Origin of the sequence: Magnetospirillum sp. (genome assembly GCA_027532905.1) — a bacterium.
In the GTDB taxonomy this organism is placed as follows: domain Bacteria; phylum Pseudomonadota; class Alphaproteobacteria; order CACIAM-22H2; family CACIAM-22H2; genus Tagaea.
Genome location: JAPZUA010000001.1, coordinates 460708 through 482569, shown reverse-complemented (window position 1 = coordinate 482569; position 21862 = coordinate 460708). Strand labels below are relative to the sequence as shown.

The 21862-nt window shown below is 66.6% G+C and carries 23 protein-coding genes and 1 other RNA gene; 21 read left to right on the top strand and 3 right to left on the bottom strand.

Features of this window, described 5'->3' with window-relative positions:
• The first annotated feature begins 11 nt into the window (after nt 1-11).
• Nucleotides 12-1718, top strand: a complete 1707-nt coding sequence (locus tag O9320_02335) for an MFS transporter (GenBank protein MCZ8309661.1) — start codon at nt 12-14, stop codon at nt 1716-1718.
• 109 nt (nt 1719-1827) lie between these two features.
• Here the strand turns inward: O9320_02335 and O9320_02330 are convergent, their stop codons facing one another.
• Entirely contained in the window at nt 1828-2397 is a 570-nt protein-coding gene (locus O9320_02330; protein MCZ8309660.1) for an EF-hand domain-containing protein, read from the bottom strand.
• Between the two features lie 388 nt (nt 2398-2785).
• On the opposite strand from O9320_02330, the gene O9320_02325 reads away from it, so the two are divergent.
• The 5 genes from O9320_02325 (at nt 2786) to O9320_02305 (ending at nt 6711) form a co-directional block, all read left to right on the top strand.
• Nucleotides 2786-3520, top strand: coding sequence for a response regulator (locus O9320_02325; protein ID MCZ8309659.1), 735 nt, complete (start codon nt 2786-2788; stop codon nt 3518-3520).
• Nucleotides 3517-4947 (top strand): ATP-binding protein, encoded by a 1431-nt coding sequence (locus tag O9320_02320; GenBank protein ID MCZ8309658.1) that lies wholly within the window; start codon nt 3517-3519, stop codon nt 4945-4947. Before O9320_02325 ends, O9320_02320 begins: the two co-directional genes overlap by 4 nt.
• A gap of 80 nt (nt 4948-5027) precedes the next feature.
• Nucleotides 5028-5184: non-coding RNA, 6S RNA (gene ssrS, locus O9320_02315), on the top strand.
• A gap of 65 nt (nt 5185-5249) precedes the next feature.
• A complete protein-coding gene (locus O9320_02310; GenBank protein ID MCZ8309657.1) occupies nt 5250-5891 on the top strand; it encodes a 5-formyltetrahydrofolate cyclo-ligase in 642 nt (213 codons plus the stop codon).
• A gap of 10 nt (nt 5892-5901) precedes the next feature.
• Nucleotides 5902-6711: a TIGR00282 family metallophosphoesterase gene (locus tag O9320_02305; GenBank protein ID MCZ8309656.1), complete on the top strand. Its 810-nt coding sequence runs from the start codon at nt 5902-5904 to the stop codon at nt 6709-6711.
• On the opposite strand, the gene O9320_02300 is transcribed toward O9320_02305, so the two are convergent.
• Together O9320_02300 and O9320_02295 are read right to left on the bottom strand one after the other, a co-directional pair.
• Nucleotides 6708-7709 (bottom strand): YeeE/YedE family protein, encoded by a 1002-nt coding sequence (locus O9320_02300; GenBank protein MCZ8309655.1) that lies wholly within the window; start codon nt 7707-7709, stop codon nt 6708-6710. The two genes, O9320_02305 and O9320_02300, sit on opposite strands and share 4 nt — an antisense overlap.
• Before the next feature lie 4 nt (nt 7710-7713).
• Entirely contained in the window at nt 7714-8160 is a 447-nt protein-coding gene (locus O9320_02295; protein ID MCZ8309654.1) for a DUF302 domain-containing protein, read from the bottom strand.
• A gap of 156 nt (nt 8161-8316) precedes the next feature.
• Here O9320_02295 and O9320_02290 point away from each other — a divergent pair, with 156 nt between their 5' ends.
• From O9320_02290 to ftsH, 15 genes are all read left to right on the top strand, one after another.
• Nucleotides 8317-9066 carry a YebC/PmpR family DNA-binding transcriptional regulator gene (locus tag O9320_02290; protein ID MCZ8309653.1) on the top strand — a complete coding sequence of 250 codons (750 nt, stop codon included), beginning with the start codon at nt 8317-8319 and terminating at the stop codon, nt 9064-9066.
• Between the two features lie 10 nt (nt 9067-9076).
• On the top strand, nt 9077-9604 hold the full coding sequence (gene ruvC, locus O9320_02285) for a crossover junction endodeoxyribonuclease RuvC (GenBank protein MCZ8309652.1): 528 nt from the start codon (nt 9077-9079) through the stop codon (nt 9602-9604).
• Entirely contained in the window at nt 9601-10224 is a 624-nt protein-coding gene (gene ruvA, locus O9320_02280) for a Holliday junction branch migration protein RuvA (protein ID MCZ8309651.1), read from the top strand. Before ruvC ends, ruvA begins: the two co-directional genes overlap by 4 nt.
• A complete protein-coding gene (gene ruvB / locus O9320_02275) occupies nt 10221-11297 on the top strand; it encodes a Holliday junction branch migration DNA helicase RuvB (GenBank protein MCZ8309650.1) in 1077 nt (358 codons plus the stop codon). The genes ruvA and ruvB overlap by 4 nt, the downstream gene beginning before the upstream one ends.
• Complete coding sequence (gene ybgC / locus O9320_02270) at nt 11294-11722, top strand: tol-pal system-associated acyl-CoA thioesterase (GenBank protein ID MCZ8309649.1); 429 nt, start codon at nt 11294-11296, stop codon at nt 11720-11722. Before ruvB ends, ybgC begins: the two co-directional genes overlap by 4 nt.
• Nucleotides 11723-11762: 40 nt before the next feature.
• On the top strand, nt 11763-12488 hold the full coding sequence (tolQ, locus tag O9320_02265; GenBank protein ID MCZ8309648.1) for a protein TolQ: 726 nt from the start codon (nt 11763-11765) through the stop codon (nt 12486-12488).
• A 3-nt stretch (nt 12489-12491) separates the two neighbouring features.
• Nucleotides 12492-12953: a protein TolR gene (tolR, locus tag O9320_02260; GenBank protein MCZ8309647.1), complete on the top strand. Its 462-nt coding sequence runs from the start codon at nt 12492-12494 to the stop codon at nt 12951-12953.
• Nucleotides 12954-12966: 13 nt separating this feature from the next.
• Nucleotides 12967-13968 (top strand): TonB C-terminal domain-containing protein, encoded by a 1002-nt coding sequence (locus O9320_02255; protein ID MCZ8309646.1) that lies wholly within the window; start codon nt 12967-12969, stop codon nt 13966-13968.
• A gap of 63 nt (nt 13969-14031) precedes the next feature.
• A complete protein-coding gene (gene tolB, locus O9320_02250; protein ID MCZ8309645.1) occupies nt 14032-15408 on the top strand; it encodes a Tol-Pal system beta propeller repeat protein TolB in 1377 nt (458 codons plus the stop codon).
• 294 nt (nt 15409-15702) lie between these two features.
• The gene (gene pal / locus O9320_02245; GenBank protein MCZ8309644.1) at nt 15703-16212 is read left to right on the top strand and encodes a peptidoglycan-associated lipoprotein Pal; all 510 of its coding nucleotides are present in this window, start codon (nt 15703-15705) and stop codon (nt 16210-16212) included.
• A gap of 126 nt (nt 16213-16338) precedes the next feature.
• Entirely contained in the window at nt 16339-16767 is a 429-nt protein-coding gene (locus O9320_02240) for an OmpA family protein (GenBank protein ID MCZ8309643.1), read from the top strand.
• Between the two features lie 171 nt (nt 16768-16938).
• Nucleotides 16939-17490 (top strand): peptidoglycan-associated lipoprotein Pal, encoded by a 552-nt coding sequence (pal, locus tag O9320_02235; GenBank protein ID MCZ8309642.1) that lies wholly within the window; start codon nt 16939-16941, stop codon nt 17488-17490.
• Nucleotides 17491-17578: 88 nt separating this feature from the next.
• Nucleotides 17579-18559 (top strand): tol-pal system protein YbgF, encoded by a 981-nt coding sequence (gene ybgF / locus O9320_02230; GenBank protein MCZ8309641.1) that lies wholly within the window; start codon nt 17579-17581, stop codon nt 18557-18559.
• Nucleotides 18550-19884 carry a tRNA lysidine(34) synthetase TilS gene (tilS, locus tag O9320_02225; protein MCZ8309640.1) on the top strand — a complete coding sequence of 445 codons (1335 nt, stop codon included), beginning with the start codon at nt 18550-18552 and terminating at the stop codon, nt 19882-19884. The genes ybgF and tilS overlap by 10 nt, the downstream gene beginning before the upstream one ends.
• Nucleotides 19881-21815 carry an ATP-dependent zinc metalloprotease FtsH gene (ftsH, locus tag O9320_02220; GenBank protein MCZ8309639.1) on the top strand — a complete coding sequence of 645 codons (1935 nt, stop codon included), beginning with the start codon at nt 19881-19883 and terminating at the stop codon, nt 21813-21815. The genes tilS and ftsH overlap by 4 nt, the downstream gene beginning before the upstream one ends.
• The last annotated feature ends 47 nt before the right edge of the window (nt 21816-21862 follow it).

The window sequence follows — 21862 nt, the reverse complement described above, 5'->3', positions numbered from 1 at the left end:
AGGGAACCGGGATGAGCGACGCAGTTTACGGCCAAAAGGCCGCCCCCATGACGGCCGAGGAACGCAAGGTCATCCTTGCCTCGTCGCTGGGCACCATTTTCGAATGGTACGATTTCTACCTTTACGGATCGCTGGCCGCCCTCATCGGCGCGCAGTTTTTCAGCGCCTTCCCCGAAGCGCAGCGCAACATCTTTGCGTTGTTGGCCTTCGCGGCGGGCTTCCTCGTGCGGCCCTTCGGCGCGCTCGTGTTCGGCCGCCTCGGCGACATGGTCGGCCGCAAATACACCTTCCTCGTCACGATCGTGATCATGGGTGCCTCGACGTTCCTCGTCGGCGTGCTGCCCAACTACGCCACGATCGGCGTTGCGGCCCCGATCATCCTGATCGCGCTGCGCATGCTCCAGGGCCTGGCACTCGGCGGCGAATACGGCGGTGCGGCCGTGTATGTGGCCGAGCACGCCCCGCACGGTCGTCGCGGCTATTTCACCAGCTTCATCCAGACCACGGCCACGATCGGCCTGCTCCTGTCGCTGCTCGTGATTCTGTCGATCCGCCTCTATCTCGGCGAAAAGGACTTCGCCGACTATGGCTGGCGCATTCCGTTCCTCGTGTCGGTCTTCCTGCTCGCGATCTCGGTCTGGATCCGTCTGCAGATGAACGAAAGCCCGGCCTTCAAGAAGATGAAGGAAGAGGGTACCCATTCGAAGGCCCCGCTGTCGGAAGCCTTCGGCCAGTGGAAGAACGCCAAGATCGCACTGCTCGCTCTGCTTGGCCTCACGGCGGGCCAGGCGGTGGTGTGGTACACGGGCCAGTTCTACGCGCTGTTCTTCCTGCAATCGATCCTCAAGGTCGACCTGCTCACGGCCAACGTGCTGATCGCCTGGTCGCTCATCCTGGGTACGGGCGGCTTCATCGTGTTCGGTTCGCTCTCGGACAAGATCGGCCGCAAGCCGATCATCCTGGCGGGCTGCGTCATTGCGGCGGTCACGTACTTCCCGCTGTTCAAGGCGCTCACCGCCAATGCGGACCCGACGCTCTACAAGGCGCAGACGGAATCGCCCGTGGTGGTGAAGGCGGATCCGGCGGATTGCTCGTTCCAGTTCAATCCGACGGGTACGGCCAAATTCACGAGCTCGTGCGACATCGCCAAGGCCTTCCTCGCCCGCAACGCCGTGTCCTACACGACGGAAGCGGCACCGGCGGGTTCCACGACGACGATCAATATCGGCTCGGTCTCGATCGAATCGTTCGACGTGGAGAAGGCGGGGGCGGAAGCCGCCGCCAAGACGGCAGCCTTCAACCGTGCGGCCGGTGCGGCCATCACGGCGGCGGGCTATCCGGCTGCCAACGACCCCAACCGCGTCCGCGTTTCGGGCTTCTTCGACATCTTCCGCGCCCAGCCTTTCACCATCATCATGATCCTGACCGTTCTGGTCATCTACGTGACGATGGTGTACGGGCCGATCGCGGCAGCACTCGTGGAGCTGTTCCCGACGCGCATCCGCTACACCTCGATGTCGCTGCCCTACCATATCGGCAACGGCTGGTTCGGCGGTCTCCTGCCGGCCACGTCCTTCGCGATGGTGGCGCAGACGGGCGACATCTATTACGGCCTCTGGTATCCGATCGTGGTGGCGCTGGGCACCGCCGTGATCGGCTTCCTGTTCGTGCCCGAAACCAAGGACCGCGATATCTTCACCTACGACGGCGAAAAGTAAGGCCGTCGAAGGCAAAAGATAACGCCGGTCCTTTGGTCCGGTCCTAACCAAGAGCCCAACCAAGAGAAGGCCCTGCCGACGATTTCGGCAGGGCCTTTTTCGTGGCCGTTCAGACGGCCTGCAGCTGCTTCATCATGAGGCTGCTGAAGGCGTCGCTGCCGCTCGCTGCGCTTGCACCGCTGTCGAAGAAGCGCGGGAAGGGCGGCGCTTCCGAGCTGCGGCCGGTCTTGGTCTGCGCCTCTTCCTGCGCCGACAATAGGCTCGTCTTGAACTGCGACTGCATCTGCTCGGCCGCCGATGTGAGCTCGGCTTTCGAAAGCTTGCCGTCCTTGTCGCTGTCGGCCTTCTCGAACAGCTGCGACAGGTCCGGCGGGCCGCCGGCCGACCCGCTGCTCTGGACCGACAGCATCATCGACTGCATCTGCGCCGACATCTTCTTGTCGAACGCCGTCGATTCGTCCTTCGAGATCTTGCCGTTGCCGTCGCTGTCGATCTTGGCAAACATCTCGTCGGTTTTTTTGCTGTCGGCCCCCTGCGGCGCGCCCTTGGCGAACTCGGTCTTGTCGATCGAGCCGTCGCTGTTGGCGTCCGCCTTGCTGAACATCTTCTCGCGCATCTGCGCCATTTGGGCTGCCGACGGCATGCCGCCGAAACCCGTACTCGAAATGGAACTGCCCATTTTCCGCTCCTGTGATTTTGCCGACCGGCACAATGCCGAACGTGCGGACAGGGGCATTTCACGCGCCATGCCTCGTAACGTCGTGTTGCGGTGCGGCGCTTTCGTCGGTTTGCGCGGCTACGCCGCAATGTTTCGTTACGCGTGAAACAATCCGATCGGCTGCCCTTGCCGGGGCGTTTTCGCACCCGGCGATTTCTGCCGGGTGCAGCCGTTACATTTCGTTACATGCGGCGACACTTCGTGTTTTGCGTGCGGCGATGCGCTGCACGATGCTCGGCCCCAGCGACCACACGCCGCATAGCAGCCTTGATCCCGAACGCGTCCCAATCCGCTACCGAGGCTGCCGCTAGGCGCGTTAAAATGCCCGCAGCCATACGCACCGGACAAAATGCAGACACGCAAATCCCACATCCTCATCGTCGACGACGATGCCGACATTCGCAGGCTCACGAGCCAGCTTCTGGGCGACAGCGGCTTTCGCGTGACGGCCGTGGCCGACGGGGCGGCCATGCAGCGCCTGCTTGCGACCGAGAGCTTCGATCTGGCCGTGCTCGACGTGATGCTGCCCGGCGAAGACGGGTTTGCTTTGTGCCGCAAGCTGCGCGCCGTTTCAAAAATGCCGATCGTGATGCTGACGGCGCGCGCCGACGAAACCGACCGCGTTGTGGGCCTCGAGCTCGGGGCGGACGACTATGTCTTGAAACCGTTCAGCCCGCGCGAGCTTGTGGCGCGCGTGCGGGCACACCTGCGCCGCACCAACGAATTGCTGCCGGCAAGCCCGAAGCCGCGCGTGAAGTCGTTGCGCTTCGACGGCTGGACGATCGACCCGATCCGGCGCGAGCTGCGCAACGCCGAGGGCACGCTCGTGAGTCTCACCGGCACCGAGTTCGATCTGCTGACCGCTTTGGCCGAGCGCGCGCAGCGCGTGCTGTCACGCGACCAACTGCTCGATCTCGTGCGCGGCCGCACGGCCCACCCGTTCGACCGCAGCATCGACGTGTCGATCAGCCGCCTGCGCCGCAAGATCGAACCCTTCCCCGACGAGCCGCGCTTCATCCGCACGGTGCGCAACGGCGGCTACGTGTTCGCAACCGAGGTCGTTCCGACCGAAGAAGCGCCATGATCAAACGCCTGTGGCCGAGCCGCTTGGGGCCGCAGATGGCGCTGCTCGCGGTGTGCATGCTGATGGCCGTGCAAATCGGTTCGGTCGGCCTGTTGGCGCTCCAGGCGCGGCCAACGGTCCAGACCTTCGACTCCGACTGGCTCGCCGAGAGGCTGGCAGCGCTCGCCGACGGCGCAATGGCGCTGCCGCGCGCCGAGCGTGCCGCGTGGCTTGCGCGGCAGAACGAAGCGCGCTGGTTCGTTTTCGAGACCGACGGCGCGCCGATGCTGGTCACCTCGCAGGCCGACGATGCCGAATCCGCCTATCTGACGGCAGCGCTCGCCGGGCACTCGAAGCGCGCGTGGAAGCAAATCGAACTCGCGGTCGGCCCGCCGCGCACTTTTCGCGCTTTCGGGCCGCCGGCCTTCGAACGCGTTCCGCCGCTCGCGAGCCGGACGGAGCCGGTGTCGGTGACGGTCACGTTTTTCGTCGCCACCTTCGTCGATGCGGGCGGCGACGCGCTCGTGGTGCGGCCCACCCTGCCCGGCGGAAGGTCGTATGCGGCCCTCAAAGTCCTCGCCGGGTGGCTTCTGATGCTGCTGGGCGTGGCCTCGTTCGTCGCGTGGTGGGCGATCGCGCGCATCGCGGCCCCGTTGGGGCTGCTGGCGCGCGCGGCCGAGCGCTTCGGGCGCGGGATCGCCGACGAGGCGCTGCCGCGCCGGGGCGCCCGCGAGATCCGCGTAATCGCCGACAGTTTCGCCGAGATGCGCCGGCGCGTGGCCCGCTTCGTGGGCGACCGCACGACGATGATCGCGGCGATCAGCCACGATCTGCGCACGCCGCTCACGCGCATGCGCCTGCGCGTCGAGCGCGTCGAAGATCCGGATTTGCGCGCGGCCTTGAGCCGCGACATCGACGCCCTCGAAGCGATCGCGCGCGAGACGCTCGAATTCGCGCGCATCGACGACGCGCCCGGCCCGTCCGACCGCATCGATCTCGCTTCGCTGCTGCAAACACTCGCCGACGAGCGCGCCGACATGGACCAGGATGTGCGCTGCGCACCGCACGCACCGCTTGTCGTCGCGGCACGCGCCGACGCGTTGCGCCGTGCCGTCGGCAATCTCGTCGACAATGCGATCGCCTATGGCGGGCGTGCGCGCATCTCGGTCGTCGATCTGCTCGATTCCGTGCGTATCGACATCGACGACGACGGGCCGGGGATCCCCGAACACCGCCTCGAAGACGTTTTCCGACCCTTCATGCGGCTGGAAGACAGCCGCAATCGCACGACTGGCGGCACGGGGCTGGGGCTCGCGATCGCCCGCAATCTCGCGCGCGCGCAAGGCGGCGACGTGACGCTTGCCAATCGCACGAGCCCCGACGCCGCGCGCCTTGACGGCACAGGCGGGGGCTTGCGCGCCAGCCTCACGCTGCCGAAGGGGTTCTGAGCACCGCGGCTCGGGCATCGAATGGCAACGCTTGCGTATCGGGTTGCTATGGGGGCGGCAGCGGCCTATGTTGAAGACGGACGGGGCTGCGGGGTGCGTTAGGCATGCGTATTCCCCGGGGCGATACACACTCCTAGGGGACTGTTCCTTCCGAAACCGTGGTTTCGGAATATGGTTCCCACCTGCTTATAGCGGGCCACGGAGGAAACCAACGCCGACGGCCGCTGTGGCTCCGTCCACTCTTTCATTTTCGCAATTCAGGCCTCTTCGCAATTCAGGCTTGCCGGGATCGGAAACCCTCTGTGAGCGCCCGCCCGCCGCCGCTTGATCAAAGCCCCGAGAAAGCCGCATTGCGCGACCACATGCGCAAGCTGCGCGCGGGCGTGCACGCGCTCGAGGCTGCGAGTGCCGCGCGCGCCGTGCGCGACCGCTTCTTGGCGCAGATCGAGGTGCCGCAGAATGCCGTCGTGGCCGCCTATTCTGCCTTTGGCGACGAGATCAATCCGTTGCCGCTGCTTGAAGCATTGGCGGCCAAGGGTGTGGCGCTGGCGTTGCCGGTCGTCGAAGCCAAAGCCGCACCGCTCGTGTTCCGCGCGTGGATGCCGGGTGCTCCGCTCGTGCCGCATCGCTTCGGCATGGCCGAGCCGTCGCGCGATGCGCCTGCCGTCGTGCCCGACATCGTCGTGGCACCCCTCTTGGCATTCGACCGCCAGGGCTATCGTTTGGGCTACGGGGGCGGCTATTACGACCGCACGCTCGCGGGATTGCGCAAACGCGGGCGCGTGCTGGCGGTGGGAATCGGCTATGCAATGCAGGAAACGCCGAACGTGCCGCGCGCACCGCACGACGTGCCGCTCGACTGGATTGTGACCGAGCGCGCTGCCTTCGCACCGCTTGCGGCCGATGCGCGCGCCGACCATTGGCTGAGTTGGAAAGGCTTTTGAGGACGACATGATACGCGTGCTGTTTTTGGGAGACATTGTCGGCCGCTCGGGCCGCGAGGCCGCCGCTCGCTACGTGCCGGCCTTGCGCAAGCAGCTCGATCTCGATTTTGTGGTCGCCAATGCCGAGAACGCCGCCGGCGGTTTCGGCATCACCGACAAGATCGCGGCCGAGCTTTACGCGACCGGTGTCGATTGCATCACCACCGGCAACCATGTGTGGGACCAGCGCGAATTGATGCTGACGATCGACCGCGATCCGAAACTCCTGCGCCCGATCAATTTCCCCAAAAATACGCCGGGCAAAGGTGTGGGCGTCTATCGCTTGCCCAAGGGCGGGCAGATCGTGGTGATGAACGCGATGGCGCGGCTGTTCATGGACCCGCTCGACGATCCGTTCGCGGCCGTGGATGCCGCCCTCGAGAAGCACAAGCTGGGTGCCAACGGTGTCGCCGCCATCCTCGTCGATCTGCACGGCGAAGCCTCGAGCGAGAAATACGCGTTCGGCCATTTCTGCGACGGGCGCGTGTCGCTCGTGGTGGGTTCGCACAGCCACGTGCCGACGGCCGACGCGCAGATCCTCACGGGCGGGACCGGCTACCAGACCGATGCCGGCATGTGCGGCGACTACGATTCCGTGATCGGCATGAAGAAGGAACCGGCGACGATGCGCTTCGTGCGCAAACTGCCGGGCGAGCGCCTGACACCGGCCGAAGGCGAGGGCACCTTGTGCGCGATCTATGCCGAAATCGCCGACACCGGCCTTGCGACGCGCGTGGCACCCGTGCGCCAGGGCGGCAAGCTGGCGCCTGCGATGCCTTAGCTGCGTCGTGACGGCGTCAGCGTGATGCCGACACGGCTGCCCGCAAGGGCGGCGGCGATCCACAGCCAGCCATGCGGGCTGCCCGATACGACCCCGCCGATAAATGCGCCGATATTGCACCCGCCCGAGATGCGCGCCCCGTAGCCCATCAAAAGGCCACCGACGGCCGCGAGCATCCAGCCGCGCGCATCGGGTTTTTCGAAGTTTGGGCGCGGGCTTGTCCAGCGCGCGGCGGCAAACGCCCCCAGCACGAGGCCGAGATCGAGACGAAAAGTCGTGTCCTGCCAGAGCGGTGCTGCCAGGGCTTCGGCCATCCAGCCTTGCGACCACGCGACAGACCCGCTTGCATCCCAGCCGACCGTTTGGGCGATCTTGGCGCCGCCGAGCGCAAAGGCCGATGTAATGCCCCACGGATGGCCCGCGAGCGGCAGGCACAGGACGCTCAAGCCCGCCAAGGCCAATGCCGCCGTCGCCGGGCGCGCGCTTACGCGTCTGGCGCCGGGCAGTGCAAACCAAATGGCTGCCACAAGTACGAGCTGAAAAAACGCGGCAGGTCCCCAACCCCAGATTTCGCCCAGCGACACCGCGGCAAATGCCGGCAGATCGGACCAGAACGGGGCTGCGAGCGAGCCCGCAAATGCGCCGGCCACAAAGGTCGGCAACACGGCGCGCATGCGCAGACTGCCCGCCCCCAGGGCCGCCAACGTGCCCGAGCCGCAGCCATTGGCCATCTGCATGCCGATGCCGAACACGAAGGCGCCGACGACGACCGCAAGGCCGGCCGGTGCCACGAAGCCGCCGCTATAGCCGCCAGGGCCGAAGGCAAGCGCATGCAGCGCAATGCTGGCGCCCAAAAACACCAATTGCGCGCGAACTCCGTCGGCGTTGCCCGCTTCGAGCAAGCGGCGATAGGGACCGGCAAACCCGATGCGGCCGCCGATCAGGCAGAAGCCGAGCCCGGCCCCGAGCGCCACCAGTGCCAGCGGGGTGATATCCATTTCTCTATTTCATCTCCACGGCGTCGGCGACGATGCGCTCGAAGAGCGCATCGAGCTCGGCGGCCATCGCATCGAGCGCAGCGCTTTTGTAGGGCGCGAACACCGACGCGGGCCGGGGCCAAGCGACGGCAATGCGGCCATCGGCACCCTGCGTCACATAGATGCGCAACGGCGCTTCGATGCCGGCTTCCACGCTCGCCGCCAGCATGCGCCGCGCGAACGCATTGTTGAAAACGAGCAGCACCGCATTGCCGGGAATGGCAATACCCTGGCCCGCCGCCGCGCGCGAGGCGCTCGCGGTCGCGACCAGAAACAACCCGTTGGCTGCCACGGCGGCTTCGAGCCGGGCGATGGTTGTCTCGAAATCGTGCGTCGACGCCGCGCGCACGGTCTCGGCGTGGGCATGGGCGGCGACGCCGACAAAAAGTAGAGCTGCGAGAAAAAGGCGCATGGTTCCCATCGGTTCGTTTCGAGGCTGCGCCAAGATACGCGCAAATCGCAGCGACCGAGAACAAACCGTGACGCCCAGCCAGATTTGGTATAGGTTTTGCCGGAGTTTCCGTATATCTAGCCGATTCGGTTTCGGCGACTTTCGGGATTTATCACCATGGCAGGTCATTCCCAGTTCAAAAACATCATGCACCGCAAAGGCAAGCAGGATGCCAAGCGGGGCAAAATCTTCACCAAAATCATCCGCGAAATCACCATTGCCGCGCGCACGGGCCTGCCCGACCCCGCCGCCAATCCGCGCTTGCGCGCCGCCGTCATTCTCGCGCGCGAAAACAACATGCCGAAGGACACGGTCGACCGCGCCATCAAGCGCGGCTCGGGCGGCGAAGACGGCGTGGTCTACGAAGAAGTGCGCTACGAGGCCTACGGCCCCAATGGGGTCGCACTCATCATCGAAGCGCTGACCGAAAACCGCAACCGCACAGCACCCGACATCCGCACGATCCTCTCCAAAAACGGCGGGGCATTGGGCGAGACAAATTCGGTCGCCTTCAATTTCGCGCGCGTGGGCCAGATCGCGTTCGCACCCGACAAGGCGGCTTCCGACGCCATGTTCGAGGCCGCCCTCGAGGCCGGGGCCGACGACGTCGAAAGCGATGCCGAAGCCCATGTCGTGACGACGAGCGTGGAGAATTTCGGACCTGTGCGTGCGGCTCTCGAAGCCAAATTCGGCGAGCCCAAGCGTGCCGCCCTCGTCTTCAAGCCGAACGTGACCGTACCGCTCGACGAAGAGGGGGCACGCGCCGTGCTCGATCTCATCGAAGCGCTCGAAGACAACGACGACGTGCAGACGGTGACGGCGAATTTCGAAGTCGCCGACGCCGTGCTCGCCAAATTGTCGGCGTGAGATGCCGCAGATGCGGCTCATCGGCATCGATCCGGGTCTGCGCACCACCGGCTGGGGCGTGATCGCGGTCGAGGGCAACCGTTTGAGCCACGTCGCCAACGGACGCGTGCAGAGCGACGGCGACCAGCCGATGGCGCAGCGCCTCGCAAGCCTTTACGACGGCCTCCTTGCCGCGATCGAGCGCTGGCAGCCCGCCGAAGCGGCCGTCGAAGAAACCTTCGTCAATGCCAATCCCGCGTCCGCGCTCAAGCTTGGGCAAGCGCGCGGCATTGCATTGCTGGCGCCCGCACGCTGCGGTCTTCTTGTTGCCGAATACGCGGCCAACGCCGTCAAAAAGGCGGTCGTAGGGGCAGGCCATGCCGACAAGGCGCAGATCCAGATGATGGTGTCTCGCCTGCTGCCGGGCGTGGAATTCGCCGGGCCTGATGCGGCCGACGCACTCGCCATCGCGATCTGTCACGCGCACCACGCCGCCAGCCGCAATGCCTGGGCCAAGGGTACAGTCATGGCCGGTGCTGGCGGGGTAGGTGCGCGATGATCGCCAAGCTCAAAGGCCGCGTAGACGAAATCAACCGCGAGAGCTGCGTGATTGATGTGGGTGGTGTGGGCTATCTCGTGCGCGCTTCTTCGCGCACGCTGGCAGCTTTGCCGGGGGCGGGCGAGGCCTGCACGCTGCTCATCGAAACCAGCATTCGCGAAGACGCGTTCGAATTGTTCGGCTTCACGGCCGCCGAGGAGCGCGATTGCTATCGCCTGCTCACGAGCGTGCAGGGTGTCGGCCCCAAAGCCGCGTTGGCGCTGTTGTCGGCGTTGGCACCCGGCGAAATCGCTGCGGCGATTTTGGCCGACGACAAGGGGACGCTCACGCGTGCCGACGGTGTGGGCCCCAAACTCGCCATGCGCATCGCAAGCGAGCTCAAAGACAAAGTCTCGGCCCTCGGGCTTGCGATCGCGGCTTCGAAAGCCGGCGGTGCCGCCGTCTTGGCCGGTGCGGCCCCTGCAAGCGAAGCCGCGGCCGATGCGGTCTCGGCCCTCGTCAATCTCGGCTACAAGCGCGCCGAAGCGGTCGCGGCCGTCAATAAGGCCGTCAAGAAATTGGGGGCAGGGGCGAGCGTGCAAGCGCTGATCCCGGCGGGCTTGCAGGAACTCGGGCAATGAAAAAGTCGCCCGAGGAACAGCCGCGCGAAGTAAGTCGAGAAAGTCTGCCCGACGACGCGCCCGAACAGAAAATCCGGCCGCTGTCGCTCGACGAGTTCGTCGGCCAGCGCCAGGTGCGCGAAAATCTGCGCGTGTTCGTGGAAGCGGCACGCGGGCGCGGCGAAGCGCTCGACCATGTGCTGCTGCACGGGCCGCCGGGTTTGGGCAAGACGACGCTTGCGCAAATTGTCGCCAAGGAACTGGGCACGGGCTTTCGCGCTACCTCTGGCCCGGTTATCGCGCGCGCAGGCGATCTTGCGGCGTTGCTCACCAACCTGCAGCCGCGCGACGTTCTGTTCATCGACGAAATCCATCGCCTCGCACCCGCGGTCGAAGAAATCCTCTATCCGGCGATGGAGGATTTCCAGCTCGACCTCATCATCGGCGAGGGCCCGGCCGCACGCTCGGTGCGTATCGACCTGCCGCCCTTCACGCTCGTGGGGGCGACGACGCGTGCGGGCCTCGTGACCACGCCCTTGCGCGACCGCTTCGGCATTCCGCTGCGGCTCGTTTTTTATACGCCCGACGAGCTCGAGGCGATCGTCAAACGCGCGGCAGGCGTTCTGGGGTGCAGCCTCGCCCCCGATGGTGCCCGCGAAATCGCCAAACGCTGCCGGGGTACCCCGCGTATCGCGGGCCGCCTGTTGCGCCGCGTGCGCGATTTTGCCGCCGTGGCGGGCTTGAAGACCATCGACCGCGCGGCAGCGGATGCAGCTCTTGCCAAGCTCGAGGTCGACGCGCTCGGCCTCGATGCGATGGACCGGCGCTATATGCGGGGGCTGGCCGAAAATTACGGTGGCGGGCCGGTGGGTGTGGAGACTCTCGCTGCCGCTTTGGCCGAACAGCGCGATACGATCGAAGAAGTGATCGAGCCGTACCTCATGCAAGAAGGGCTGTTGCTGCGCACGCCGCGCGGCCGCGTGCTCGGCGAGAAAGGCTGGCGCCATCTGGGCCTCACGCCGCCGGCGGGTGCCCAAGTGCAGCTCGATTTCGCGAACCCGGCCGCCAGCGACGACGACGAGGCAGCGCCATGACCGCCGCCCATCGCTTCGAGCTCCGCGTCTATTACGAAGACACCGACGCCGCAGGCATCGTTTACTACGCCAACTATCTCAAATTCGCCGAGCGCGCGCGCACCGAGATATTGCGCGCCGCCGGCATTGTGCAGCACGACGTCGCTCGCCGCGACGGTGTTGCGTTCGCGGTCAAGTCGGTCGCGGTCGAGTATGTGGCCCCCGCCAAGCTCGACGACGCGCTTGTCGTCGAAACGACTGTCGTGCAGATGGGCGGGGCATCGGCCACGGCCGACCAGATCGTCCGCCGCGCCGGCGATGGTACCGCTCTTGCAGAAATCCGCGTGCGTCTGGCATGCCTGCGTCTGGCCGACGGTAAGCCTGCGCGTTTCCCGGCCGACGTGCGCGAAGCCCTCGCACGCCACATTATCGTCACGAAAGATTGAGACAAAAGCCAACGTCATTCACGCGAAGGAAGACTGCATTATGGATCGTACCGTCGAAACGACAGCCTTGGCCGGCGGCGGCATGCCGGAATTCACGCCGTGGGCGCTGTTCCTGCATGCCGATCTGGTCGGGCAGTTCGTCATTCTGGTGCTGGTGCTCGCCTCGTTCTGGACTTGGGCGATCGTGATCGACAAGTGGCTGCGCTTGCGCAAGCTGCAGGCGGCGGCCAACCAGTTCGAAGACCAGTTCTGGTCCGGCGGTTCGCTCGAAGATCTCTACGACCGCGTCGGCGCCCAGCCGTCCGATCCGATGACCGCGATGTTCGGAGCCGCAATGCGCGAATGGCGCCGCACGGCCGCCAAGGGGCTCGTCGCGGCGGGCCAGATGCGCGCATCCCTGCAGGCGCGCATCGAGCGCGTGATGGCCGTCACCTTGTCGCGCGAGATGGACCGGCTCGAAAAACAAATGACGTTCCTCGCGTCCGTCGGCTCGACCGCGCCCTTCATCGGGCTGTTCGGCACGGTGTGGGGCATCATGCGCTCGTTCCACGCAATCGGCGTGACCAAGAACACGTCGATCGCTTCGGTCGCACCGGGCCTTGCCGAAGCATTGTTCGCGACCGCCTTGGGCCTCATCGCGGCCATTCCGGCGGTCATCGCCTACAACAAGATTTCGACCGAGCTCAACCGCTATGCCGGGCGGCTCGACACGTTCTCGTCCGAGTTCGGCGCGATCCTGTCGCGCCAGCTCGAAGAAAAGAGCTGAACCATGGCCGGACCCTTGATGCAAGGCGGCAGGCGCGGGACAGGCGGGCGGCGCCAATCGCGCATGGTCGCCGAAATCAACGTCACACCCTTCGTCGACGTGATGCTCGTGTTGCTCGTGATCTTCATGATCACGGCCCCGCTGCTGACCTCGACCGTGCCGGTCGATCTGCCGCAGACGCAAGCCGCACGCGCGGCGGGCCAAGACGAGCCGCTGGTGGTGAGCGTCAATTCGAACGGCAAGGTCTATCTCATGGACACCGAGCTCGAATTGGACGCGCTGGTGGCGCGCTTGCGCGCCATCACCAACAACAACACCGAGGCGCGCATCTTCGTGCGCGGCGACAAGGCCATCAATTACGGCCGCGTGCTCGAAGTGATGGGGGCGGTGGCGGCGGCCGGCTACACGAAGGTGGCACTCGTCGCCGAAGTGCCGCGCGGGGCAACGCCGCCCGCCCGCCGCTGACGGATCGCTTGCGATGATCGCACAAGCCGCTGCCGCATTCGACGAGCCCGCACCCGAGCCATTCGGCATGGGGCGCGGGCTTGCGGCGTCGGCGGCGCTGCATGCGGCGATTTTCGCAATGGCGGTGTTCGGCATCCCCAATCTGCTGACGCGCGAATTGCCGGTCGAAGAACGGCCGCTGGTGTTCGAGGTGCTGCCGATCGCGGCGATCACGAACGCCCCACCGCCGCGCCCGGAACCGCCGCGCCCCGAGCCGCCGAAGGTCGAAGCGCCGCCCGCACCCACACCGACACCGCCGGCCCCCACGCCGCCTGTGCCGCGCCCCACACCGCCGCCGCCACCCCCCCCGCCGCCGCCCGCACCGCCGCCGCCGCCGGCACCGCCTGTTCCGGCCCCACCTGCACCGCCGCCGCCGGTACCCACGCCAGCGCCGCGTCCGGAGCCGGCACCGGCACCCACGCCTGCCCCCGCACCGCCGCCGCCTGTGCCAGCGCCGCCGGCCCCGGCCCCGCGCCCGCCCGCACCGGCAGCGCCGCAAGCGCGCCCGCAGCAGAATTTCGATCTCGACAATGTGCTGCGCGATTTGACGCGCCCGCGCCCGGCACCCGCACAGAGCACGCCAGCCCAAACACCTGCACCCACCCAGCAGCAGGCAGCGGTGCGCGCATCGAACGCGCCCAACAATCCGCTGCTGCCTTTGTCGATGACCGACCAGGACGCGATCCGTCAGCGCGTGTCGCAGTACTGGAACATCGATGCGGGTGCGCGCGGTGTGGAAACGTTCGGGGTCGAGCTGCGCGTGTGGCTCGCGGCCGACGGCACCGTCTCGGACGTGCGCATCGAGCGCACGACCGGCGAAGACAACGCATTCCGCCAAGCTTTTGCCGAGGGGGCACGGCGGGCGGTTTTGCGCGCCTCACCCTTGCCGATGCCCGCCAACAACGCCCAGCAGATGCTGAACGGCAATCTCACGCTCGCTTTCCGCGCGGCCGAAATGCTCGGCCAAAGACGCTGAACCCCGAATCGTTTTAGGCTTTATCGTTTCAAGCTTCCGCTGCAACAGTCTGGAAATCGCCCGATGGCCAAAATCGACCGAATTCTCCCCCCTCTCTCGCGCCGCGCCGTTTTCGGCGGGCTTGCGGCGGCGGCTCTCGCACCGGCCGTTCCGGCGGCCGCCCAAGTGCGAATCGACATCACGCGCGGACGTGTCGATCCCGTCCCCACCGCGATCTCGCCATTCTTCGGCGAAGGGCCGGATGCGGCGACGGGTTCGGAGGTGGCCAAGGTCATTGCCGCCAATCTCGACCGCTCGGGTCTGTTCCGCCCGATCGATCCACGCGCCTATATCCAAACGCCCGCGCAGATGCGCAGTGCGGCCCCGCGCTTTCCCGATTGGCGCGGCATCAATGCCGCGTTGCTTGTGCAAGGCAGCGTCGAGACGCAGCGCGACGGGCGTTTGCGCGTCGAATACCGGCTGTGGGATGTGTTCGCCGAAAGCCAGATGGAGGGCCGCGTCTACACGACTGTGGCGGCCAATTGGCGCCGCATCGCGCACATCGTGTCGGACGCGGTCTACAAGCGCGTGACGGGCGAGGATGGCTATTTCGACACGCGCATCGTCTACGTGTCGGAATCGGGGCCGCAGCAGCGGCGCGTGAAGCGCCTGGCCATCATGGACCAGGACGGCGCCAACCACCGGTTCCTCACCGACGGCCGTGAGCTCGTTCTCACGCCGCGCTTTTCGCCGACGGCGCAGGAGATCACGTATCTTGCCTACGTGCCGCAGCCCAACAATCCCAACATCGTGCGCCCGCGCGTCTATCTCTACAATATCGACACGGGCCAGCGCGAAGTGGTGGGCGACTTCCCGGGCATGACGTTCGCGCCGCGCTTTTCGCCGGACGGCAACCGCGTGGTGATGTCGATGTCGGCCCAGGGCAACACGGACGTCTACACGCTCGATCTGCGCACGCGCCAGCAGGCGCGCATCACGCAGCATCCGTCGATCAACACGTCGCCATCCTATTCGCCGGACGCGCGCCAGATCGTTTTCAACTCCGATCGCGGCGGCACGCAGCAATTGTATACGATGACGGCCGGCGGCGACAACGTGCAGCGCATCAGCTTCGGCACCGGGCGCTATTCCACGCCCGTCTGGTCGCCGCGCGGCGATCTGATCGCCTTCACGAAGCAAACCGAGGGCGAATTCTACATCGGCGTCATGCGCCCCAACGGGCAGGACGAACGGCTGCTCACGCGCGCCTTTTTGGTCGAAGGACCGACCTGGGCGCCGAATGGGCGCGTAGTGATGTATTTTCGCCAGGGTCCCAGCGACGCCCGTGGGGCAGGGGGTGGAGCACGACTTTTCTCAATTGATTTAACGGGTTACAATGAGCGGGAGATCCTCACGCCGGCCGATGGGTCCGACCCCGCCTGGTCGCCGCTACTGCCTTGACAGTGCTTGATTCCCCGTGCTCGCGCTTCTATATTGCACGCGGTTTTGCCGTGACCGGTTCCGAAATCCGAAGCGGGCGATGCTGCACCGCAGCTATGCGCAAACGACCATCGACCTGCGATGGTTTTTGCGATAGACGCGAGACACGCAACGCTCGAAGCGCCACAAGGGTCCGTTGTCGGCATCGATGATTGCCACCGTCGGGACGGTTTCCGCTCCGACGACCACCGTCCAAAGTTGCCCCCGTCGTAGAGACGGCGCGGGGTTCAGGGAAGAAAGAGGAGTTCCTTTAAGATGCGCTTCAAGCTGATTGGCACGCTCGCGGCAGTTGTTCTGCTCGCAGCGTGCGAGACCGCCCCGCAGAACCAAGCCGCCACCGGCAGCACCGGTGCTGCTGCGGCCCCCGCCGCCGCCGCTCCGGCACCGGCGACGCGCCCGGGCCCGCGCCCCGGTTCGCAGGAAGATCTGGTCCAGAATGTCGGCGACCGCGTCTTCTACGACTACGACAAGTCGGAACTGCGCCCCGAAGCGCGCCGTACGGTCGAGCGTTGGGCTGCCTGGCTGCGCCAGTACCCGCAGGTCACCGTGACGATCGAAGGCCATGCCGACGAGCGCGGCACGCGTGAATACAACATCGCCCTCGGCGAACGCCGTGCGACGGCGGCCCGCAACTTCCTCGTCTCGCAGGGCATCGAAGCCCGTCGCGTGGCGACGATCTCGTACGGCAAGGAACGCCCCGCGGTCCTCGGCTCGAACGAAGCGGCCTGGTCGCAGAACCGCCGCGGCGTGATGCAGGTCAACTAAGCCGCCTCGGGACGGTTTCGTCCCGGGTAAGCTTAGATTGTCGATACAAGCGCCCGTCCGGGTTTGCGCCCGGGCGGGCGTTTTTGTGCCCGTTTCTCTTCTTCGTCTTCCTGGCGGATCCCGACCATGCGAATCTTGCGTCTCTGCGCCCTGGCCGTGATCGCTGCCGTAATGGCGGCCTGCACGGCGACCCAATCAGCAGGCCCGCCCGCAACGCCGCCGGGTGCACGCGCCTATCTGGTATTTTTCGAGCCGGACAGTGCGGCGATCACGCAAGTGGCACGCGATACGCTGGGCCAGGCGGTGGCGCATCTCAACGCCGCACCGGACGCGCGCATCGTCGTCGAGGGCCATACCGATCTCGTCGGCTCGCCCGACTACAATCTTGCCCTTGGCGTGCGCCGCGCGGCGGCCGTACAGGCGTTTTTGACCGATGCCGGGGTTGCCTTGTCGCGCATCACGGCCTTGTCCTACGGCCAGGAGAATGCACCGCCGCTCGAGGGCGAATTGCGCGCCTCGGCGCTCTTGCGTCGGGTCGTGCTGCGCGTCGAATAGGGTGCGCTGAATAAGGCTTTCGGCCGCGAAATAGCCGCAAAAAGGCCATCGTGCCGACGCAGACGTCCGCCACCTTGCGGACTCCCCGTGCGTTTTTGCGTGCTTCGGTATTGCAACGCGCCCGATTCGCACGGCACAAGGCGTGCGCCATTTCCCGGAGGACCAAAGACCATGACCATTTCCATGCGCGGCAAATTGCTGGCGGCTGCGGCTTCTCTCGCCCTGTTGGGCGCGTGCGACACGACCGGCACCAACACGGGTGGCGTGGGCGGATCGGGCGGCGGCGTGCCGGCCGTGGCTAATGCACCTGCGGTGGGCAGTGCGGGTGTGGGCTCGGCCAATGCCGGCAATGTCGGCGGCGTGCGCCCCGGCAGCCAGGAAGATCTCGCCCAGCGCGTCGGCGACCGCATCTTCTTCGATTCCGACCGCTCGGATCTGCGCACCGACGCGCGCCGCACGGTCGAAGGCTGGGCGGGCTGGTTGCGCCAGAACCCGACCGTGGCCGCCACGATCGAAGGCCATGCCGACGAGCGCGGGACGCGCGAATACAACCTCGCCCTCGGCGAACGCCGGGCGGCGGCTGCGCGCAATTTCCTGATCTCGCAGGGCATCGAAGCGCGCCGGCTCTCGACCGTGTCGTTCGGCAAGGAACGCCCGACCGTGCTCGGCTCGACCGAGCAGGCGTGGGCGCAGAATCGCCGCGCGGTGATGCTGGTCAATTGAGCTTTTCGCGGGCGGGCGGCGGGGCTGCTTTCTTTCGCCCGCCGCTCGCTCTAGAATCGCCTATCGTCACGACTCCGGGGACTTGCGCATGTTGAGCTTCCGCTTCCTGGGTGCGGCCCTTGCCGTCGCCCTGCTGACAGCACCCGCACCTTCCCTCCACGCCCAATCGGGCCAGGACACGCGCGCGCTGATCGAGCGCATGGATCGCCTGCAGCGCGACATGGACGTGATGCAGCGCAATCTCGCGCGCGGCACCACAGGCGGCGTTCCGGCCGCCAATTCCCCGCCCGTGATGTCGCCCAACACCGGCGTGCAGCCTTCCTCGGGCTTCGTCGAGCAGACGGAAGTGCGGATCTCGGCCCTCGAAGGCCAGATGCGCGATCTGACCGGCCGCCTCGAAGAAGCTCTGAATCGCGTGGCGCAGGCGACGCAACGTCTCGACAAGCTCGTCGGCGACGTCGATTTCCGCCTGAACAAGCTCGAGCAGCCCGGTGCGGCCGCACCCGCTTCGCCCGCCGCCGCCCAAGCCCCCGCAGCTTCACCCGCCGCTCCTGCCGTCGCACCGGGCCAGCAGCGCATTGTGCTGACCCCCGGCTCGCCCGCCGCGGCCCCGCAACCGGCACAGGCGGCGGCAGCACCTGCCGCTGCGGCCGTGCAGTTGCCATCGGGGCCGCCAGAAACGCAGTACGAATTCGCCTATGGCCTCTATCAGCAGGCGGTGCAGGATCGCGGCGATTTCGGCGGTGCCGAGCAGGCGCTGCGCAGCTTCGTGACGGCAAACGGCAGCCATCGCCTCGCGGGCGATGCGCAGTATTGGCTTGGCGAAACCTTCTATGCGCGGCGCGACTGGACGAACGCCGCCGGCGCTTTCGCCGAGCAATTCCGCCGCTTCCCGCAGAACGCCAAGGCACCCGATGCGCTGCTGCGGCTCGGGCAGTCGCTGGGCCAGCTCAACCGCAAGCAGGATGCGTGCGGCACGTTGGGCGAGCTCGACCGGCGCTATCCCAACGCCACGCAATCGATCAAGATTGCCGCCACGCGCGAGCGCACGCGCTTGCAGTGCAGCTAGGCGCCACGCTCGACCAAACTTCGTTCGACGCGGCCCTCGCGGCCCTGGGGCCGTTCGAAGCAGCCCCCTTGCTCGCAATCGGCTGGTCCGGCGGCGGCGATTCCACGGCCCTTCTGAGCCTTGCCGACCGCTTTGCGCGCGCCCACGGCGGGCGCGTGGTCGCCTTGCATGTCGACCACGGCTTGCGTACGGAATCGGCCGCACAGGCGCAGGAATTGGCCGCGCGCGCGGCTGCCCTCGGGCTCGCGTTCGAAGCGCTTGTGTGGACCGGGCCCAAGCCCGCGCACGGCGTGCCGCAGGCCGCCCGTGCCGCACGGCGCGATCTGCTGGTCGCAGCGTGTCGGCGTTTGGGGGCGATCCATCTGCTGCTCGCCCACCATGCCGACGACCAGCGCGAGACGGTCGCGATGCGGGCGGCGCGCAAATCGGGACCGCTTGGGCTTGCCGGCATGTCGGCGATCGTCGCCGATCGTGGCGTGCGGATCTTGCGCCCCCTGCTTGGTTGCGCGCACGAATATCTGCTGGCGCTGTGCCGGGCGCGCGGGCTCGCGTGGCTCGAAGATCCGACCAACCGCGATCCGCGCTATACGCGCGCGCGGTTGCGTCTGGCGGGATCGCTTCCCGAATTTTCCGACGCTGCGAGCCGCACGCGCTTGCAGCACGAACGCGATCTTGCGCGCTTGGCGGCACGGTCCGCGGCGGTCGCACCGGGCGGCTTCGTGTGGCTCGACCGTGCGGCGCTGCGCGAAGCCGATGCCGCGCTTACGCAAGCCGTGTTGGCGCGCGCGATCCTGTGCATCGGCGGCGACGATTACGCGCCCGCACCCGCGGCACTTGCCGCCGTGTGGGAGGAACTTGCAACGGCGGCTCCGGGAAGAAGCGGGCGCACGCTTGGCCATTGTCGTCTGCGCATCGAGCCCGACGGACGCTTGCTGGTTGCGCGCGAACCGCGTGCGTGCCAAGCATCGCTGCCGCTCGAACCGGGGAAGACGGTATTCTGGGACGGGCGATTTTCTGCTGCGTGCACTGCAGCAGGACTTGAGATCGGTGCTCTTGGCGCGCATGGCTGGGCGCAATTGCCGCGCAAACTACGCGCAGCAGCCGCAAAATCGGTGCCTGCAGCCGCGCGCAGTTGCCTGCCGGCGCTCCGAGACCTTGACGGGGTGCTTGCCGTCCCCCACCTCTCTTATGGACGCGAGGGCCATCGGCTTGATACCGTGGCTGTTCGTTTCTGGCCTCGGCACGCTTTATGCGGCCCTGCTTTCGTAGCGGGCGGCCTGGGCAGACCGGGGCCCCAGCGACCTCTCGAAGGGGCAAAAAGTTGAACAATCTCGGCAAGAATCTCGCACTCTGGGTCATCATCGGCTTGCTGCTGGTGGCGCTGTTCAATCTGTTCCAGGGCTCGAGCCCGCGCGGCGGGGCGACTCAGATCCAGTATTCGGAATTCCTCAACCTCGTCGATCGCCAGCAGGTGCGCGACGTCACGATCTCGGGCCCGCAGGTGCGCGGCCATCTGCAGCCCGACGGGCGCAGCTTCGTGACCTACGCGCCCAACGATCCCACGCTCGTCGAGCGCCTGCAGAAAAACACCGTGTCGTTCTCGGCCGCACCGCTCGAAGAGCCGATGCATCCGTTGCTGCAGATCCTCGTGTCGTGGGCGCCGTTCCTGGTCATGATCGGGCTCTGGGTCTTCTTCATGCGCCAGATGCAGGGCGGCGGCGGCCGTGCGATGGGCTTCGGCAAATCGAAGGCGCGCCTGCTCACCGAAAAAGTCGGCCGCGTGACGTTCGACGACGTTGCGGGCATCGACGAAGCCAAGGGCGAGCTCGAGGAGATCGTCGAGTTCCTGCGCGATCCGCAGAAGTTCCAGCGTCTCGGCGGCAAGATCCCGAAGGGCGTGCTGCTTGTGGGCCCGCCGGGTACCGGCAAGACGCTGCTGGCGCGCGCGATCGCGGGCGAAGCCAATGTGCCGTTTTTCACCATCTCGGGCTCCGACTTCGTCGAAATGTTCGTCGGCGTGGGCGCAAGCCGCGTGCGCGACATGTTCGAGCAGGGCAAGAAAAACGCACCCTGCTTGATCTTCATCGACGAAATCGACGCGGTCGGCCGCCATCGCGGTGCCGGCCTCGGCGGCGGCAACGACGAGCGCGAGCAGACGCTCAACCAGCTGCTCGTCGAAATGGACGGTTTCGAAGCAAACGAGGGCGTGATCCTGATCGCGGCCACCAACCGGCCCGACGTGCTCGATCCGGCCTTGCTGCGTCCGGGTCGCTTCGACCGCCAGGTCGTGGTGCCGAATCCGGACGTGCTGGGTCGCGAAAAGATCCTGCGCGTGCACTTGCGCAAAGTGCCGATGGCGCCGGACGTGGACGCCAAGGTCATCGCGCGCGGCACGCCGGGCTTCTCAGGGGCGGATCTCGCCAACCTCATCAACGAAGCTGCGCTGCTCGCGGCCCGTCGCGGCAAGCGCGTGGTCACGATGGCCGAGCTCGAAGACGCCAAGGACAAGGTCATGATGGGCACCGAGCGGCGCTCGATGGTCATGACCGAGAAGGAAAAGGAGCTGACCGCCTATCACGAGGCGGGGCATGCACTCTTGTCGATCTGGGTGCCCGGCAACGATCCGTTGCACAAGGTCACGATCATTCCGCGCGGCCGCGCTTTGGGCCTCACCATGATGCTGCCCGAGCGCGACAAGCTCTCCACGTCCAAGCGCGAGATCGAAGCCAAGCTCGTGATGGCGTTCGGCGGGCGCACGGCCGAAGAACTTATCTTCGGGGCCGAAAACGTCACGACCGGTGCGTCGGGCGACATCCAGATGGCCACCAACATGGCCAAGCGCATGGTGACCGAATTCGGCATGTCCGAAAAACTCGGCCGCGTGCGTTACTCGGCCAACGAGCAGGAAGTGTTCCTGGGCCATTCGGTCACGCAGACGCAGAACATGTCCGAAGCCACGGCCGAGACGATCGATTCGGAAGTGCGCCGCATCATCGAAACGGCCGAAGTGCGCGCGCGCGAACTGCTCGGCAGCCGCATGGACGATCTGCACAAGCTCGCCAAAGCGCTGCTCGAGTTCGAGACGCTGTCGGGCGACGAGGTCAACGCGCTGTTGCGCGGCGAGCCCATCGTGCGCCCGACCGCCGACGATCCGCCGCCCTCGACCAAGCCCGGCGGGCGGCGCGGCTCGGTGCCGTCCTCGGGCGGTCCCAAGCCGGCCGGCGGCTTCGATCCGCAGCCGCAGCCGGGCGCTTGAGCGCGTCGTTTCCGCAGGTTTATTGAATTGTATTAGGTGCCGGACAA